At 69.2% G+C, this 17,249-nt stretch carries 15 protein-coding genes; 6 read left to right on the top strand and 9 right to left on the bottom strand.

Annotation, left to right across the window (positions count from 1 at the left end; genetic code table 11):
- Window positions 1-127 precede the first annotated feature (127 nt).
- The gene (locus DES44_RS03150; protein WP_058936251.1) at window positions 128-1,813 is read left to right on the top strand and encodes a GGDEF domain-containing protein; all 1,686 of its coding nucleotides are present in this window, start codon (window positions 128-130) and stop codon (window positions 1,811-1,813) included.
- A 7-nt stretch (window positions 1,814-1,820) separates the two neighbouring features.
- Here the strand turns inward: DES44_RS03150 and DES44_RS25900 are convergent, their stop codons facing one another.
- From DES44_RS25900 to hutC, 6 genes are all read right to left on the bottom strand, one after another.
- Complete coding sequence (locus tag DES44_RS25900; protein ID WP_083525791.1) at window positions 1,821-3,377, bottom strand: methyl-accepting chemotaxis protein; 1,557 nt, start codon at window positions 3,375-3,377, stop codon at window positions 1,821-1,823.
- Window positions 3,378-3,533: 156 nt separating this feature from the next.
- Window positions 3,534-4,895, bottom strand: a complete 1,362-nt coding sequence (gene hutF / locus DES44_RS03140; RefSeq protein WP_058936252.1) for a formimidoylglutamate deiminase — start codon at window positions 4,893-4,895, stop codon at window positions 3,534-3,536.
- Window positions 4,892-5,737 (bottom strand): N-formylglutamate deformylase, encoded by an 846-nt coding sequence (gene hutG / locus DES44_RS03135; protein ID WP_058936253.1) that lies wholly within the window; start codon window positions 5,735-5,737, stop codon window positions 4,892-4,894. The genes hutF and hutG overlap by 4 nt, the downstream gene beginning before the upstream one ends.
- A gap of 9 nt (window positions 5,738-5,746) precedes the next feature.
- Window positions 5,747-6,982, bottom strand: coding sequence for an imidazolonepropionase (gene hutI / locus DES44_RS03130; RefSeq protein WP_058936254.1), 1,236 nt, complete (start codon window positions 6,980-6,982; stop codon window positions 5,747-5,749).
- The gene (locus tag DES44_RS03125; protein WP_058936255.1) at window positions 6,979-7,533 is read right to left on the bottom strand and encodes a HutD/Ves family protein; all 555 of its coding nucleotides are present in this window, start codon (window positions 7,531-7,533) and stop codon (window positions 6,979-6,981) included. The genes hutI and DES44_RS03125 overlap by 4 nt, the downstream gene beginning before the upstream one ends.
- Window positions 7,534-7,598: 65 nt before the next feature.
- Window positions 7,599-8,315: a histidine utilization transcriptional repressor HutC gene (gene hutC, locus DES44_RS03120; protein WP_058936256.1), complete on the bottom strand. Its 717-nt coding sequence runs from the start codon at window positions 8,313-8,315 to the stop codon at window positions 7,599-7,601.
- A 101-nt stretch (window positions 8,316-8,416) separates the two neighbouring features.
- On the opposite strand from hutC, the gene hutU reads away from it, so the two are divergent.
- From hutU to DES44_RS03105, 3 genes are all read left to right on the top strand, one after another.
- Window positions 8,417-10,099: a urocanate hydratase gene (hutU, locus tag DES44_RS03115; RefSeq protein ID WP_058936257.1), complete on the top strand. Its 1,683-nt coding sequence runs from the start codon at window positions 8,417-8,419 to the stop codon at window positions 10,097-10,099.
- Between the two features lie 71 nt (window positions 10,100-10,170).
- Window positions 10,171-11,721 (top strand): histidine ammonia-lyase, encoded by a 1,551-nt coding sequence (hutH, locus tag DES44_RS03110; RefSeq protein ID WP_058936258.1) that lies wholly within the window; start codon window positions 10,171-10,173, stop codon window positions 11,719-11,721.
- 19 nt (window positions 11,722-11,740) lie between these two features.
- Window positions 11,741-13,198: an alpha/beta hydrolase gene (locus DES44_RS03105; protein WP_058936259.1), complete on the top strand. Its 1,458-nt coding sequence runs from the start codon at window positions 11,741-11,743 to the stop codon at window positions 13,196-13,198.
- Window positions 13,199-13,208: 10 nt separating this feature from the next.
- Here the strand turns inward: DES44_RS03105 and clsB are convergent, their stop codons facing one another.
- The 3 genes from clsB to nudB form a co-directional block, all read right to left on the bottom strand.
- On the bottom strand, window positions 13,209-14,411 hold the full coding sequence (gene clsB / locus DES44_RS03100) for a cardiolipin synthase ClsB (protein ID WP_232309824.1): 1,203 nt from the start codon (window positions 14,409-14,411) through the stop codon (window positions 13,209-13,211).
- 88 nt (window positions 14,412-14,499) lie between these two features.
- Complete coding sequence (locus DES44_RS03095; RefSeq protein WP_058936261.1) at window positions 14,500-15,327, bottom strand: endonuclease/exonuclease/phosphatase family protein; 828 nt, start codon at window positions 15,325-15,327, stop codon at window positions 14,500-14,502.
- On the bottom strand, window positions 15,324-15,824 hold the full coding sequence (gene nudB, locus DES44_RS03090; protein ID WP_232309825.1) for a dihydroneopterin triphosphate diphosphatase: 501 nt from the start codon (window positions 15,822-15,824) through the stop codon (window positions 15,324-15,326). Before nudB ends, DES44_RS03095 begins: the two co-directional genes overlap by 4 nt.
- A gap of 326 nt (window positions 15,825-16,150) precedes the next feature.
- Between nudB and DES44_RS03085 the strand changes: the two genes are divergently transcribed.
- Both DES44_RS03085 and DES44_RS03080 read left to right on the top strand, forming a co-directional pair.
- The gene (locus tag DES44_RS03085) at window positions 16,151-16,657 is read left to right on the top strand and encodes a hypothetical protein (RefSeq protein WP_058936263.1); all 507 of its coding nucleotides are present in this window, start codon (window positions 16,151-16,153) and stop codon (window positions 16,655-16,657) included.
- On the top strand, window positions 16,657-17,247 hold the full coding sequence (locus tag DES44_RS03080) for a hypothetical protein (protein WP_058936264.1): 591 nt from the start codon (window positions 16,657-16,659) through the stop codon (window positions 17,245-17,247). Before DES44_RS03085 ends, DES44_RS03080 begins: the two co-directional genes overlap by 1 nt.
- The last annotated feature ends 2 nt before the right edge of the window (window positions 17,248-17,249 follow it).

Below are 17,249 nucleotides of genomic sequence, written 5' to 3'. Positions count from 1 at the left end.
CCTTGCCACCTTGATCAGCGACAACTGCTGCCGCGATCTGAGACTTTTCACCATCACGGCGCATCTGCACGGCCTTCCTGGGGCCGGTCAGCATTGACGCGAGGCGCGAGTCGCCCAATGCTTGGGCATGTTCCAACGCGAGCTGGCCCGTGCCCATGATCTGAGCCGTCGCGGCGCCTACCGTGACGCCACCGACGCACTGGAGCGCTCCCTGGCCGTCGCTGCCGACGACCGGGAGCGTGTGCACATCCTCACCGCGCTGGCCCACATTCTTCCCCGCCAGGGGGACTTGCAAGCCGCGCTGCGCCGGGCCAGCGAAGCGGTCGCCCTCGCCCGCCAGACGCCCGGCGACGGCTTTGAGGCCCGACTGGCCGAGGCGCTCACCGAACTCTCCTTCGTTTATGCCCAGTTCCAGATGGGCCGGGATGCGGCGCAGGCCGCCTGGCAGGCGCTGGCCGCTGCGCGCCAAGCCGGTGACCGGGTGCGGGAAGCCTGGGCCCTGAACCGGCTCGCGGTCTCCTACGCCGCCATGGACCAGACCGAACAGGCCTGCCAGGACACGCTGCAGGCGCTGGAGATTGCACAGGCCCAGGTCGATCCGCACAGCCCGCACGGTGACCGCGAACTGCTGCTCTCCTGCCTGAATAACCTGGCGCATTTCTGGCTGCAGGCCCATGGCGAGGCGCTGCGCAACGGCGACCGCACCGGCGCCGCGGAAGCCCTGGCCCAGGCCGGCCCCTACGCCCAACGCGCCGCGACCCTGGTGCGGGAGGAGCCCAACCCCTTCATCATCGCCGTGACGCTGTCCAACCAGGTGGAGCAGTTGCTCGGCAGCGGCGACCTGGTGCAGGCCGGCGGGCTGATTGACGAATACGAGGCGCTGGCCGTGCGCCACGGCTATGCCGGCATGCAGCGCCAGGCCCGCGCCCAGCGGGCGCTGATGGGCCTTCGCGGCGATGCCTTGGCGGTGGACGCGGCGGTGGCCACCATCCAGCATCTGCTCTCCGGTCAGGATCCGCCGCCGCTGCCCGCCCGCATGCGCCGACAGATGTCGCTGGCCATGTACCAGACCTGCAAGGCCCGTGGGGACTTTGCCAAAGCCCTGGCGGCGCATGAACAGCTGTCCGAACTGGAGCGGCAGTCCGCCCGCAGCGCGATGGCGCTTCAGACCGAGGCCATGCTGATCCGCCAGGAATTCGAGCAGGCGCAGGCCCGCGCCGAGCATGCCCTGCAGGACGCCCGCCGTGAACGTGAACGGGCCGACCATGCCGAGCAGGAGCACAGCAAGCTCAAGCGACAGGCGGACGAGCTGGGCCGCATGGCTCATGAGGATGCGCTGACCGGCCTCAACAACCGTCGCCATGCCGAATTCGCCCTGCCGCTGCTGGTGGAGCGGGCGCGGCAGGAGCGCAAGCCCATCGCGCTGGGCCTGCTGGATGTGGACTTCTTCAAGCGGGTCAACGACACCTGGGGCCACGGCATGGGGGACCTGGTGCTGCAGCAGGTGGCCCTGTGCCTGCGCAAGCAGTTGCGCGCGGCCGACCTGCTGGCGCGGGTCGGGGGCGAGGAGTTCATGCTGGTGTTTGTCGGCGTCCCCGCCAGCCGGGCGCTGGACATCTGCGAGCGGCTGCGGGCCGCCATTGCGCGTCACAGCTGGAAGGACCTGGCGCCCAACCTGCAACTGACGGTCAGCATCGGGCTGAGCACGGCGGAGGCACCGCAGCAGCCGCAGCTGCTGGTGGAGATGGCGGACCAGGCGCTTTATGCGGCCAAGCACGGCGGCCGCAACCGCGTGCATGCAATGAGCTGCTGAAAGTCCCTCAGGCCAGCCGGAACACCGACACCGACTGCGACAACGCGTCCGCCTGCTGCTGCAGGCTCTGCGCCGCGGCGGCCGATTCCTCCACCAAGGCTGCGTTCTGCTGCGTCATCTGGTCCAGCTGCGAGATGGCCGAGCCGATCTGGTGAATGCCACTGCTCTGCTCCGCCGTGGCATGGCTGATCTCCGACACGATGCGGGACACCCGCCCGATCGAGTCCGAGATCTCGCGCATCGTGCCACCGGCCCGCTCCACCAGTTCCGCGCCGCTGGCCACAGCCTCGCCGCTGGACTGGATGAGCTGCTTGATCTCCTTGGCCGCTTCGGCGCTGCGCTGCGCCAGCGTCCGCACTTCCGCCGCCACGACGGCAAAGCCGCGGCCCTGCTCGCCGGCACGTGCGGCTTCCACGGCGGCATTCAGCGCCAGGATATTGGTCTGGAAGGCGATGCCGTCGATGGTGCCGATGATGTCGGCAATGCGGTCGGAGGAAGCGCTGATGCGGCCCATGGTCTGCACCACGTCCCCCACCACCGCGACGCCGCGCTCGGCCACTTGGGCCGCCTCCGACGCCAGCGCATTGGCCTGGCGGGCGGAGTCGGCGTTGTGCTGCACGCTGGCGGTGAGCTGCTCCATGGCGGAGGCCGTTTCCTCCAGGTTGGAGGCTGCCTGTTCCGTGCGGTTGCTCAGGTCCTGCGCACCGGCGGCCACTTCGCGCGAGGCGGTGGCAATGCTGTCGGTGGCGCTGCGCACTTCGCTGACCACGCCGCGGATGGACACCTGCATGCCCTGCACGCCACGCATCATCGCGGCCGTCTCGTCGCTGCCCTGTACCTGCACGGCTTCGCTGAGGTCCTTCTGCGCGATGCGCTCGGTGGTGCGTACCGCCACATCCAGCGGCGCAAGGATGGAGCCGATGTTGAGGAAGGTGAACACGCCGATGCCCAGGGCGCCCAGCACCATCACGGCGGTCAGGGCCAGGCGCACATGGCGTTCCTCGGCATCCATGCGCTGCACTTCGCTGGCGCCGCGCTCCACCACGGTCTTGGTCAACTCCGCCAGTTGCTTGTCCATCTCGCGGATCGGGCCCTTGATGGGCTCGGTGGCCCGGTTCACCTCGGCGGAATCGGTGAAGTCGTCATTCAGGACGCGTGCCACGATGCCGTCCAGGCCGCTCTTGTAGCTGACCAGGTTGGTCTTCATGGCGGCGGGAATCGATTTGACCGCGGGCGGAACATCCAGCGCCTCGATGGCTTCCAGGCTCTTGAAGGTGCTGTCGTAGGCCTTCTGCCAGTCCTGGTGGTAGCGCTTGACGGCGCCCTGCTCGCCCATGTTGATGATCATGTCCTTCTCAAAACGGCGCAGGTTGCCGACGCCGGCGCGGACATCCGCCAACTGGGCCAGCGATTCCACGTCATTGCCGACGTAGTGCTCGAAGTCCTTCTTGGTCTTGGCCATCGCCCACAGACCGTCGCCGCCAATGATCAGCAGCGCCAAAACCGACAAGAGACCCAGCGCCATGAGGCGCGCCCGGATGGTGTAGTTGCGCAAGGACTGCATACCTTCCCCAACGATGTTTGTGATAACTGCTCAGCGTAGCAAACGTCGTACGGGAGGAACAAGTCCGCAGCCGCGTGGTCCTCGAAATTACCGGGTTTCCGGCATGGTTGCGCAACCGTCTTCGGTGACGGGAGCAGGTCGAACCGGCCTCAGCGATCAGGCGCCCCAGCACGCCTGCATGACCGCCTCAAAACGGTGCGTCCGCGCCGCATCCCGCAGCGGCTGCGACACGCCGGCCACGAACACCTCGCGCCAGGGCTGCCCCTGGCTGGCGAAGATCAGCCCGTCCATCAACGCATCGGCGGGCAGGCCCGACAGTCCGCAGCCGGCCACGTCCAGCACCAGGAAGTCCGCGCGGGCACCGGGCACCAGGCCCCAGGCGCCCAGGCCGGCAGCTGCGGCGCTGCCCTTCAGGCAGGCATCGAACAGCCGCGCAGCGGTACTGGGCTGACGGCCCGGCCAGGCCGCCACATTGCGACGCTGCTGGCCCAGCCGCTGCCCGTACTCCAGCCAGCGCAGTTCCTCGACCCAGAAGCGGGTGACCTGGCTGTCCGAGCCAACGGTCATCGGCACGCCTGCCGCCAACCAGCCCTCCAGGTCCGCCAGGCCGTCACCCAGATTGGCTTCAGTGCCCGGGCAGATCACCACCCCCGCACCGCTGGCGGCGATGCGGTCGATCTCACCGCGCGTGCTGTGGGTGGCGTGCACCAGTTGCCAGCGCGGATCCAGCCCGTAGTCGGCCAGGGCGGCCAGGGGCCGCTGACCGGTGGCGGCCAGGCAGTCCCTCACCTCCTGCTGCTGCTCGGCCACATGAATGTGGATCGGGACGGGGGTGGTGCCCACGCGCTGCTGCAGATGCCGAATGTCTTCCGGATGCGCGGCCCGCAGCGAATGCAGCGCCACACCCGCCGACACCAGCGGCAAGCCGGCGGCATTGATGCGCTGGCAGGCCCGCCAGACCCAGTCGGCATCGGTGCGGAAGCGGCGCTGGGTGTCGCGCAATCCGGTCTCGGCGAAGCCTGCATGGGCATAGAGGACCGGCAGGAGCGTGAGGCCGATGCCCACGTCGCGCGCCGCCTCGGCCAGCGCCCAGCTCATGGCCAGGTCGTCGTCGTAGGGCTGCCCGTCTTCGCGGTGATGCAGGTAGTGGAATTCGCAGACCTGGGTGTAGCCGCCTGCCAGCAGCTCGGTGTAGAGCTGCGCGGCAATGGCTCGCAACTGGTCCGGCGTGATGCGCAGCGCCACGCCATACATCCGTTCGCGCCAGGACCAGAAGTCGTCGCTGTCCCTGGCCCGCTGCTCCGCCAGGCCCGCAAACGCGCGCTGGAAGGCATGGCTGTGCGCATTCACCAGACTGGGCAGCACCGGGCCGTCCAGGCGGCGGGCGCCTTCCGGGGCCGGCAGGCCCGCCCGTACATCCAGCCAGTGGCCGTCAGCGCCGACCCGCAGCAACACATCGGGTTGCCAGCGGCCGTCCAGCCAGGCCAGGGGGGCGTGAAAGAGCGTGGTGGCGGTCATGCGGTCGGGCGGTCCACGGGGGCCGTCGAACGCGATGGGTTGGCCATCAGGTAGGCCTGCAGCAGCAGGCTCAGCACAGGCCGGATGCGCGCCATGCAGGCCTCGTCCAGTTCATAACCGGTGTAGCCCAGCTCCCGCTCCACCATGTAGCAGCGGTAGCACATCTCCATCTGCACCACCTGCTGGCCCAGTGCCGGGCGGCCGTACTGGCGGGTGATGTAGCCGCCCTTGAAGCGGCCATCCACCACCCAGGTGAAATCCTGCTGCGCGTTCAGCACGATCTCCATTGCATCGCGGGTGATCTTCTTGCAGGACTGCCCGTCCACCGTGCCCAGGTTCAGGTCGGGCAGTTGGCCATCGAACAGCCAGGGCAGGCTGGACCGGATGCTGTGCGCTTCAAACAGCAGGGCTTGGCCGTGTTCCTGGCGCAGCCGCTGCAACTCGCCCTGCAGGGCCTGGTGGTAGGGCTGCCAGTAGGTCTGCAGGCGGCGCTGCTTCTCTTCGGGGTCCGGGGCGCGGCCTTCCTTGTAGAGCGGCTCGCCGGTGAAGAAGCGGGTCGGACAGAGTTCGGTGTTGGAGGCGCCCGGATACATGGGCGTGTCCTCCGGCGGGCGGTTCAGGTCGATGAGGTAGCGCGAATAACGCGGGATGATCAGGCCCGCCCCCAGCGCCTCGGCGATCGGGGCGTACAGCCCTTCCAGATGCCAGTCGGTGTCCTCGCTGCCCAGGGCCCGCTCCACATAACGGTCCTGCTGATCGGGCGGAATCTCCCGCCCCACGTGCGGCATGCTGATCAACAGCGGGGTGCGGCCGGGCCGCAGTTCATACACCTCATGCTTCATGCTGTCTCCTCACACGACGGGCCGCGCAGGCGCCGGCTCATGGGCACGGCCCTGCAGGACCGTGGCGCGCCGTGGGTTGCGTCCAAAGTAGTAGGCCAGTTCGCGCGGATGGGCGGCATCCCAGACACAGAAGTCCGCACGCTGACCGGCCACCAGCTGTCCCCGGTCCGGCAAGCCCAGGGCCCGGGCCGAATGCACGGTCAGCCCGCGCAGGGCTTCTTCCGGCGTCATGCGGAAGAAGGTGCAGGCCATGTTCATCATCAGCAGCAGCGACAGGCCCGGTGAACTGCCGGGGTTGTGATCGGTGGCCAGCGCGATCGGCACGCCCGCCCGGCGCAGGGCCTCCACGGGCGGCAGCTTCGTCTCCCGCAGGAAGTAGAAGGCACCGGGCAGCAGCACCGCCACCGTGCCGGCGGCCGCCATCGCCTGAATGCCGCCGTCGCTGAGGTATTCGAGGTGGTCGCAGGACAGCGCCTGGAAGTCCGCCGCCAGGGCAGCGCCGCCCTGGTCGCTCAGTTGCTCCGCATGCAGCTTGACCGGCAGGCCCAGGCGTCGGGCGGTCTCGAAGACACGGCGCGTCTGCTGGGGGCTGAAGGCGATGCGCTCGCAGAAGGCGTCCACCGCGTCGATCAGGCCGGCGTCCTTCAGCGTGGGCATCCAGGCGCAGACGGCATCGACGTAGTCGTCGGGTCGGCCATCGAATTCGGGAGGCAGCGCATGCGCGCCGAGATAGGTGGTGCGGACGGTGATGCCCAGCTCGGACAGGCTCCGCGCCACCCGTAGGCAGCGGGCTTCGTCATCCAGTGACAGTCCGTAGCCGGACTTGACCTCCAGCGTGGTCAAGCCTTCGTCCATCAGCGCCCTGGCGCGGGCCAGGGCACTGGCACGCAGGCTGGCCTCGTCGGCAGCGCGGGTGGCCGCCACGGTCGAGCGGATGCCGCCGCCGGCGCGGGCGATGTCTTCATAACTGGCACCTTGCAGGCGCATTTCGAATTCGGCGGATCGCTCCCCGCCGTAGACCAGGTGGGTGTGGGGGTCGATGAGGCCGGGCGTGACCAGCGCGCCCTGCAGGTCCACTTCCGCGTCCAGGCCCACGCGCAGGTCTTGCGGGAGATCGGCCAGCGGCCCGACCCAGCGGATCTGGCCGCCCTCGGTCAGCAGTGCCCCGTCCGGCACCAGGCCCCAGCCCTGTGCCTGTGCCAGGGTGACGAGGTGGCCACCGCGCCACAACTGCCGGCCGCTCATTCTGCGCTCCAGAGCAGCCACCAGGCCGGCCCGTGGCTGTCACCATCATCAAAGACGCAGCTCTGCGCGGCCGGCGCCTCGCACCACGCCAGGGTGTGCGGCGCCACCGGCACGGCCCGCGCGCCGTGGATCAGCAGCCCGCCGCGTTCGGTGAACAGGCCGAACCAGTCCACCTCATGCGGAATGACCGGCCGTTCTGCCGGCTGCACGCGGAAGCGTCCGGCGCCCCGGCGGTGCATGGCATTGAAATCCCGCGTCGGACCCTGGATCAGCCGGCAGTCCGGCGCGTCTTCCCCCGCGAACTGCAGCAGCCCGTCACCGGGACGACGCTGCGACCCCAGCAGTTCCACACCGGCGCCGCTGAGCACACCGAACCAGCGGTCCACGCCGGGGAAGGCAGAGAACGGGCCATCGCGGTCGATGTCCGCCACGCTGATGCGCAGCTTCCAGTCCGCCACCGTCGGCCAGGCCAGCAGCTCACGCGTCTTTCCGCCACCGTTGCGCCAGGGCACCGGCGTCACATCGTCCGCGCAGATCCGCATCCAGCTCATCCCACCCTCCTCCACGCGGCTCGTCCCCATGCGGCTTGCACCCATGCGGCTCGCACTCACGCCATTCATGCCTGAAAACTCCCCTGCAACATCCAGCGACCCCCCGGATGCACCAGACGCACCACGGTCACCACCTGTCCCAGACTCAGCGTGCAGCGTCGCACCACGAGGCAGGGCTCGCCGCGGGGCATGCCCAGCAGCTTGGCCTCCAGCGGCGAGGGCCGCTGGGCTTCGATCGTATAGCGGGCTTCCGACAGGGGCGCCACTTCCAGCAGGTAGTGGGTGGGCGTGACCTGGGTGAAGTCCTGGGCCTGGTAGTCCGGCGCACAGGCCGGATTCACCAGGCGGTCTTCGCATTGCACGGCCACGCCATTGTCGCGGTGCACGATGATGCTGTGGAACAGTCGTGCACCTGGTTGCAACTGGAACTCGGCGGCTTGCGCCTCGGTCGCCGCCACTTCCTCCAGCAGATGGACCTGCGCCTCATGCTGATGGCCCCGCGCGGCGATCTCGTCGTGCACATCCCGCACCGTCAGGGTGGACGCGATGCGATGCAACTGGGCCACGAAGCTGCCCACGCCCTGCACCCGCTCCACCATGCCTTCCTGATGCAGCTCGCGCAGCGCGCGGTTGACGGTCATGCGGCTCACGCCGAAGGCTTCCGTCAGCTCCGCCTCGGACGGCAGGCGTTCGCCCGGCCGCCACCGGCCGCTGGCAATGCCTTCGCGCAGATGGGTCTTGACCTTGAGGTACTGGAACGCGGGACCGGAGGGGACAACCATGGGCGCGCATCCTACTGGATGCAAGCTTGTATAGACAAGTCAGGACCGGGTCCACATAATCGCGCCCCATCGGCATCACCGAACGACTTCAGGAGACCCGCATGAGCGCCCAGCCCCGCACCGTCCGCGCCCCCACCGGCACGCAGCTGCACTGCAAGAACTGGCTGATCGAGGCCGCCTACCGCATGCTGCAGAACAACCTGGATCCGGCGGTGGCCGAGAACCCGGACCAACTGGTGGTGTACGGCGGCATCGGCAAGGCGGCCCGCAACTGGGACTGCTTCGAGGCCATCCTGGAGACGCTGCGCGGCCTCAATGAAGACGAGACGTTGCTGATCCAGTCCGGCAAGCCGGTCGGCGTCTTCCGCAGCCATGCGGATGCGCCGCGGGTGCTGCTGGCCAATTCCAACCTGGTGCCCGCCTGGGCCACCTGGGACCACTTCAACGAGCTGGATCGCAAGGGCCTCATGATGTATGGCCAGATGACGGCTGGCTCGTGGATCTACATCGGCTCGCAGGGCATCGTGCAGGGCACCTACGAAACCTTCGCCGAGGCCGGCCGCCAGCACTATGGCGGCGACCTGTCCGGCCGCTGGGTGCTGACTGCAGGCCTGGGCGGCATGGGCGGCGCACAGCCGCTGGCCGCCACCTTCGCCGGGGCCTCGTCGCTGACGATCGAATGCCAGCAGTCCCGCATCGATTTCCGTCTCAAGACCCGCTATGTGGACGAACAGGCCAGCAGCCTGGACGACGCACTGGCCCGCCTGCAGCGCTACACCGCCGAGAAGAAGGCCGTGTCCATCGCCCTGCTGGGCAATGCGGCGGAAGTCCTGCCGCAACTGGCTGCGCGGGTGAAGGCCGGCACGGCCCCGCGTCCGGACCTGGTGACCGACCAGACCTCCGCCCATGACCTGATCAACGGTTATCTGCCGGTGGGCTGGACGGTGGCGCAATGGAAGGAAGCCGCTGCCGATCCGTCGCGGCATGCCGAGCTGCGCCAGGCCGCCGCCCTGGGCTGCGCGGTCCATGTGCAGGCCATGCTGGACTTCCAGGCCATGGGCATTCCCACCGTCGACTACGGCAACAACATCCGGCAGGTGGCCCTGGACCAGGGCGTGAAGAACGCGTTCGACTTCCCTGGCTTCGTGCCCGCTTACGTCCGCCCGCAGTTCTGCGAAGGCCGCGGGCCGTTCCGCTGGGTGGCCCTGTCCGGCGATCCGGAGGACATCTACAAGACCGACGCCAAGATCAAGGAACTGTTCCCCCACCACGCCGGCGTGCACCGCTGGCTGGACATGGCCCGCGAACGCATCAGCTTCCAGGGCCTGCCGGCCCGCATCTGCTGGCTGGGCCTGGGCGAGCGGCATCGCGCAGGCCTGGCGTTCAACGAGATGGTGCGCAGCGGCGAATTGAAGGCGCCCATCGTCATCGGGCGGGACCATCTGGACTCCGGCTCGGTCGCCAGCCCCAACCGCGAGACCGAACGCATGCAGGACGGCTCGGACGCAGTGTCCGACTGGCCGCTGCTCAATGCCCTGCTCAACACCGCGGGCGGGGCGACCTGGGTGTCGCTGCACCACGGGGGCGGCGTGGGCATGGGCTATTCGCAGCACAGCGGCGTGGTGATCGTGTGCGACGGCACCGACGCGGCGGCGCGGCGGATCGAACGGGTGCTGTGGAACGACCCCGGCACCGGCGTAATGCGCCATGCCGATGCTGGTTATGAAAGCGCCCAGCGCTGCGCCCGCGAGCGGGGCCTGCAGTTGCCGATGCTGGACCGCTGATCCACACGGAACCTCGATCCTTTGAGCCTTTGAGCCTTTTGTCCGCCCACACCGGACGCCCGAGCCCCACCATGACGACCCCTCTCGAACTCATCCCCGGCCAGTTGACGCTGGACCAGCTCCGCCAGATCCGAAACGGCGAGGTGCGCCTGACGCTGCACCCCTCGGCAAATGCCGCCATTGCCCGCAGTGCCGCCGTCGTCCAGGCCGCTGCGGCCGGGGACGACCCGGTCTACGGCGTCAACACCGGTTTCGGCAAGCTGGCCTCCAAGCGCATCAACAAGGACGAATTGGCCGCCCTGCAGCGCAACCTGATCCGCTCGCACTGCGTCGGCGTCGGCGCGCCGCTGGCGCCGCCAGTGGTCCGCCTGATGCTGGCCACCAAGGCGGCCTCGCTGGCGCGCGGCTTCTCCGGCGTGCGACCGGCCGTGGTGCAGTCGCTGCTGGACGCCTTCAATGCGGGGCTGGTGCCCTACGTGCCGGCGCAAGGCTCGGTCGGCGCGTCCGGGGACCTGGCCCCGTTGTCCCACATGACGCTGGCGCTGATGGGCGAAGGCGAGATGCTGGTGGACGGCCAGCGTCGTGCGGCCCTGCCCGAGCTGCAACGGGCCGGCCTCGCGCCGCTGGTGCTGGAGGCCAAGGAAGGCCTGGCGCTGATCAACGGCACGCAGACCTCCACCGCGCTGGCGCTGGAAGGCCTGCTGCGTTTCGAGACGGTCTATGCCAGCGCCATCGTCACCGGCGCGCTGAGCCTGGATGCAGCCCGCGGCAGCGACGGCCCGTTTGATCCGCGCATCCATGAGGTGCGCGGCCAGCCCGGCCAGATCGAGGCAGCCGCCGCCTACCGCGCGCTGCTGACCGGCAGCGCGATCCGCCAGTCCCACCGGGACGGCGACGACCGCGTGCAGGACCCCTACTGCCTGCGCTGCCAGCCCCAGGTGATGGGCGCCTGCCTGGACCAGGCCCGTTATGTGCGCGACGTGCTGCTGCGTGAAGCCAATGCGGTGACCGACAACCCGCTGGTGTTCGCCGCCGACGACGGCAGCAGCGCCATGATCAGCGGCGGCAATTTCCATGCGGAACCGGTGGCCCTGGCCGCTGACGCACTGGCCTGCGCGATTGCGGAAGTCGGTGCCATTGCCGAGCGCCGCATCGCCATGCTGATCGACACCGGCGTGTCCCGCCTGCCGCCCTTCCTCACCGCCAATGCCGGCCTGAATTCCGGCTTCATGATCGCCCATGTGACGGCCGCGGCCCTGGCCAGCGAGAACAAGTCGCTGGCCCACCCGGCCAGCGTCGACAGCCTGCCCACCAGCGCCAACCAGGAGGACCATGTCTCCATGGCCACCTTCGGCGCCCGGCGCCTGGGCCCGATGCTGGACAACACCGGCCACATCGTGGCGATCGAGCTGCTGGCAGCCGGCCAGGGCATCGAGTTCCTGCGCCCGCTGCGCAGCTCCGACACCCTGGAAGCGGTGCATGCCCTGCTGCGTCACCACTGCCCGCCGATGCCGGACGACCACTATCTCGCCCCTGACATCGAAAAGGCCGCCCGCATCGTCGAGTCGGGGGAACTGGCAACATTGCTGAACAAGAGAGCTGCTATGGTGCTGCTGGACTGATCCAGCCTCGCACTGCCCCATGCCCGCCTTCCTGACCGCCCTCGCTCCCGCGACCTTTCTCCTCCGCCTGAAGGCGGGTCCCACCCTGGACCGCAGCGCAGCGCGCAGCGGATGCGGGCCTCTCGCTGTTGCCCTGACCCTGGCCCTGGCCCTCGCCTTGGCCTCCGTCCTGACCCGTCGGGTGCTGACAGGCCTGGCCTTACTGCTGATGACCTGGCTGGCGGCCGACGGCGCGCAGGCGGCCACGCGGGTGAAGTTCGAGATCGACATGCGGGAGGAGATCAGCGCCGGCCGCTTTGATCCGGCCAAGGACCGGGTGGGCATCCGCGGCGGCGGCCCGCTCAGTTGGGACCGTCCCCTCTACGCCTACCCGGCGCCGTCCAGCCGTGGATCAGCCCCCGACGACACCGCTGCCGAATCCGGCCTGTGGGTCGCTGAACTGACGGTGGACCGGGCGCCGATCAATGGCGCCCTGCTCTACAAGTTCCGCATCGAACGCCCCAACCAGGGCAGCAGCGACGGCTGGGAACCCGGCCCCAACCGCAGCCTGGAGCTGGTGGCCGACCGGGTGCTGGTGGCCCGTGCCTTCGGAGCTCCCGCTGCGCCCATCTCCATCAGCCGCGCCGGGCATATCGACGCCTGGCTGCCGCTGGGCGACGATCGCATCTCCCCGCGCACGCTGCAGGTCTGGCTGCCGCCCGGTTATGAACAGCATCCGGACCAGCGCTACCCAGTGCTGTATCTGCACGATGGACAGAACGTGTTCGATGCCGCCGCCGCCGGGGCCGAATGGGGCTTCGACGAAACCGCGCAGCGTCTGGTGGTGGACGGCGAGATCCAGCCGCTGATCATCGTGGCCGTGGCCAGCGGCCCCAGCCGGGTGGACGACTACACGGCCACCCGCATCGACCGGGATGGCCTGCCGCAGGGCGGCAAGGCGGCGGACTATGCCCGCTACCTCATCCAGACGGTCAAGCCCGCCATCGACCAGCGCTACCGCACCCTGCCGGACCCAGGCCACACGGGCGTCGGCGGCTCGTCGCTGGGCGGCATCCTGAGCCTGTGGCTGGCGCTGCATCATGACGATGTCTTCGGCGGTGCGCTGGTGGTGTCGCCGTCCCTGTGGTGGGACAACGAATTCCCGCTGCGGGACCTGATCCGCACGCCGCTCTCCGGTGCACCGCGGCCCAAGCTGTGGCTGGACATGGGCACCGAGGAAGGCGGGACGGCCATCAAGCAGTTGCGGGTGCTGCGAAGCACGCTGCTGAACCGGGGCTGGAACCGCAACGACCTGAACTACCTCGAAGCCGCTGGCGGCACCCATGACGAAACCAGCTGGGCGGCCCGCGTGGCGCCGATGCTGATCTTCCTGGACCGCACCGTGTGGCCGGGCAAGGCGACCCCGCGCATGCCCAAGGGCTCGGACGATCCCTTCCCGCCGGACATGCAGCGACTGCCGGAGCGGCACGGCCGCTGAAGATCGCCGTTCAGTAGCGCCCCGTCGCCCCCGCCACCCGCAGGTAGACGTAGGCCACCCAGGCCACCAGCGCCCGCCGCAGCATGCCGCGCAGCCCCTTGCCGTCGGGCTGCTCCACCCGGCGGGACTGGGCCACCGCCGCATCGAAGGCCCGCACCACATCGCCCGCGAAGCCGGCATCCTGGACCACCACGTTGGCCTCCAGGTTCAACAGCAGGGACAGCGGATCGATGTTGCTGCTGCCCACCGTGGCCCAGTCGTTGTCCACCACGCAGACCTTGGCATGCAGAAAGGCCGGGGTGTATTCGAAGATCTGCACGCCGTGGCCCAGCAGCTCGTCATACAGCGCATGCGCGGCCAACGCGGCAATCCGGTAGTCCACCTTCCCTTGCAGCAGCAGACGCACCTGCACGCCGCGCTTGGCGGCGTCCTTCAGGGCACGGCGGAAGCGGTGTCCCGGGTAGAAGTAAGGGGTGATCAGGTCCACCCGGGCAGTCGCGCCGCGAATGGCGTTCACATAGGCCCGCTCGATGGTGCGGCGTTGTCGCAGGTTGTCCCGCAGCACAAAGGCCACGCGCACCGGCGGCAGCTGGCGCGGGTCCGTGACGCGATGGCTCGCCCGGGGCATGCGCACCCGGCGCATCAGCCGGCGCGCCCGGCGCATCGGGGCGGCACTGCGCACCATGGCGCGCAGCTCGTCGCCAAAATCATGGCCCAGCCAGGCCCGAGTCCACACCGCCCGCACGGCCTGCTCCACCGGCCGGACGACCGGGCCCCGCAGCGAGGCGGCAAAGTCCAGCCGCGGCGTTTCGGTGCGACCGTGATGCAGGTCCACCCGGTCCTCGATGATGTTGATGCCGCCCACGAACGCGACATCCCCGTCCACCACGCAGAGCTTTTGATGCAGCCGGCGCAGCTGTCCCGGATGCAGCCAGTTCCACCAGCGGTCGATCGGGCGGAAGACCGCCAACGCCACCGGGGCCTGGGCCAGTTGCTGGCGCAGCCAAGCCAGGCTGGACTTGGAGCCGAACCCGTCCACGACCACCCTCACCCGCACCCCGCGCAGGGCGGCGCGGCACAGCGCCTGGGCGGTGGCCAGGGCGGCCTCGTCATCGTGGAAGATGTAGGTGGCCAGCCAGACCTCATGCCGGGCCTGGTCGATGGCCGCGATCTGCGCTGGAAAGAGGGCATCGCCGCCGCGCAGCAGTTCCACGGCATTGCCGCCGCTGAAGCTGGGCTGGGTGCCGAGGGTCCAGGGGAAGTGGGTGTCCTGCGGGCGTTTCAGGCAGCACTCCTTGGCATCAGGCGTCCAGGACCAGTTCGGCCAGCAGCGGCAGATGGTCCGACATGCGAGCCCAGCTCGGGCCGCGCGGCACCTTCATGTCGACGCAGCGCAGGCCACGCACGTAGATGCGGTCCAGCGCAAACACCGGCACCCGCGACGGAAAGGTCGGCAGACGGGCCCGGCCCGGCACCACGGCGCGCGCCAGGCCCCCTTCCTTCATCGGACCATCCAGGCGTTCGCCCCAGTCATTGAAGTCGCCAGCGACCACCAGCGGCGCATCGGCCGGCACATGGTCGCTGATGAAGCGGGCCAGCCGCTGCACCTGACGCACCCGGCTGCCGTGGATCAGCCCCAGATGGGCCACCACCGCATGCACCTCCCGTCCCTGCCAGCGCACCGGCACGTGCAGCAGGCCGCGCTGCTCGAAGCGGTGGTCCGACACGTCGTGGTGGCCGATGTCGCCGATGGGGTAGCGGGACAGCAGGGCATTGCCGTGCTCGCCATGCCGGGTGATGGCGTTGGTGCGGTAGGCCACCTCGTAGCCCTCTGGTGCCAGGAATTCCGCCTGGCCCTGCTCCGGCCATCCGAACCAGGTGCGTTCAAACTGGCGCGCCTCGCGATGGTGGAACAGCCGCACTTCCTGCAGGAACACGAGGTCGGCATCCAGCGCCTGCACGCCCATGCCCAGGTTGTGGATCTCCAGCCGCTTGCTCGGGCCCACGCCCCGCACGCCCTTGTGGATGTTGTAGGTGGCCACCCGCAGCCGGTCCGCGCTCTGCGCGGGGCTGGTGTCGGTGGTGGCGGAGTTGCTGACCGCCGCATGCCGGGGGGTCGGGCGGGTCATTGCTCGGCCCCCAGCGCGGTGTCCGCGCCGACATGCGCCGGCAGTTGCAGGATGGCTTCGGCGTTGGAGGGGGAGAAGCACAGGTCCGCCGCCTCCCGCCAAGGCAGCCAGCGGTACTGCAGATGTTCGCGCGGGGCCAGGGTCACCGCCGTGCCGGCGGGCACGCACAGGCCGAAGACATGTTCGGTGTTGTGGGTGACGCCGGGGGCATATCGGTGCCGCCAGACCGGGTAGATCTCGTAGACATTGGCCAGGCCCCAGTCGGACAGCGCGTCCGGCGGGAGACCGTCCACCGCGATGCCGGTCTCCTCGAAGACTTCCCGGCGCGCGGTCTCGGGCAGCGGTTCGTCCAGGCGGTCCTTGGAACCGGTCACGCACTGCCAGAAGCCCGGCCGGTCCGCCCGCTCCAGCATCAGGACCTCCAGGGCCGGCGTGTGGATGACCACCAGCACGGATTCCGGAATCTTGTGGGGATGCAGCTTGGGGACATCGCTCATGGGCGAAAGCATATCGCAGCGCCAATGTCCCCCAGGGTGCAGGGTCGGGTGCAGGGTCGAAAGCCGGGGGCGGGAAATATTTCCATCATGGGTTTTGCTGGCGAATGACATGCCCTGACACACAGGGGCGCCCTGCGCCATTCGACACCTGACATGCCCGCTTCAGCAATCAAGCTTTACCTGCGCTGCATGCATTGGGGTGCAGATGTCCGGTTGGACGGAAGCAACGCTTTCCGAACAGCGCGGAGGGGGCGGTATTTGGCCGATGGTCGCGGATGCGAATTTGCAGAATTCACTCCATCGCAACCGGCACCGCAGGAGGGCCCATGACCTCGATCTCCAACAATCCCCTGGTCGCTTCGCGGCAGCTCACCAGTCGCCCCAGCGGCAGTTATGAGATCAATGCCCGCGAATACGGCACGGTCGCCGCGTCCGCCATCGGCGCGACACAGGCGCTGTATCAAGGCACCGAAAACGCGGTGAGCGCCATCGTATCCCTCAGCGAAGAAGGCCTGCAGGCGCTGGAGAGCGGCGCCAGCAGCGTGGGCCATGCGCTGAGTGAAGGCGCCACGCTGGTGGGAGAAGCGGCGAGCTCGGTCGGGCATGCGCTGGGCGAAGGGGCCTCCGCGCTCGGCGAGGCCGCTTCCGCCGTGGGCGAGGCCCTGAGCAGCGGCGCCACCTCGGTCAAGAACGCGGTGGTCAGTGGGGCGCACAGCCTGGCCAACGGCGTCAGCGCCGTGGTGGACGAGGTGGAAGACGTCGGCAGCACGGTGGCCGGTTATGTGTCCGCCGGGGCCGTCGCCGGGCGTGCGCTGATCGACGAGATCCTGTGATGCGCCCCCCGCGCCAGCCCTCTCGCCTGCCCCGCAGCCGGGGCGCCCTGGCCCTGTCGGTGGTGGTGCTGGCCACCTCGACCGGCCTGTCTGGCTGCTCGCTGTTCAGTCCCCTGCCGACCATCGAGCTGATCAAGGCCAGTGCCAGTGCCGCCACGGTGGCCATCGGCCAGGGACCGAACAAGGCCAGCAACACCGTGTTCCAGGGCAACGCGCTGCCCCGGCGGGTCTGCATCGAATACAACCGGTCGCTGGCCATGCCCGACTTCGTGCCGGCGCTCATGGCCGAACTCAAGCAGCATGAGGTGTCGTCCCGCGTGTTTGATGTGGGCGTGCGCCCCGGGGACGACGAGTGCCCCGCCTGGTTGCACTACCAGGGCCTGCAGCAGTGGGACAAGCCGCCGCTGTCCGACCAGATGCGGCCCTATCTGGCACAGGCCACCCTCAGCCTGCATGACGCCGGCGGACGCTTGATGTCGGCCAGCAGCTATCAGAGCGAGGACGCGGTCATGGGCCTGGGCAAGTGGGGATCGACCCGCAACAAGCTGGCCCCGGTCGTCACCGCCTTGCTGACCGGGTTCGAGAGCTGACG

Origin of the sequence: Roseateles depolymerans (genome assembly GCF_003387155.1) — a bacterium.
Lineage (GTDB): Bacteria > Pseudomonadota > Gammaproteobacteria > Burkholderiales > Burkholderiaceae_C > Roseateles > Roseateles depolymerans.
The sequence above is the reverse complement of the archived record's forward strand: the minus strand, read 5'-3'. Positions and strand labels throughout refer to the sequence as shown.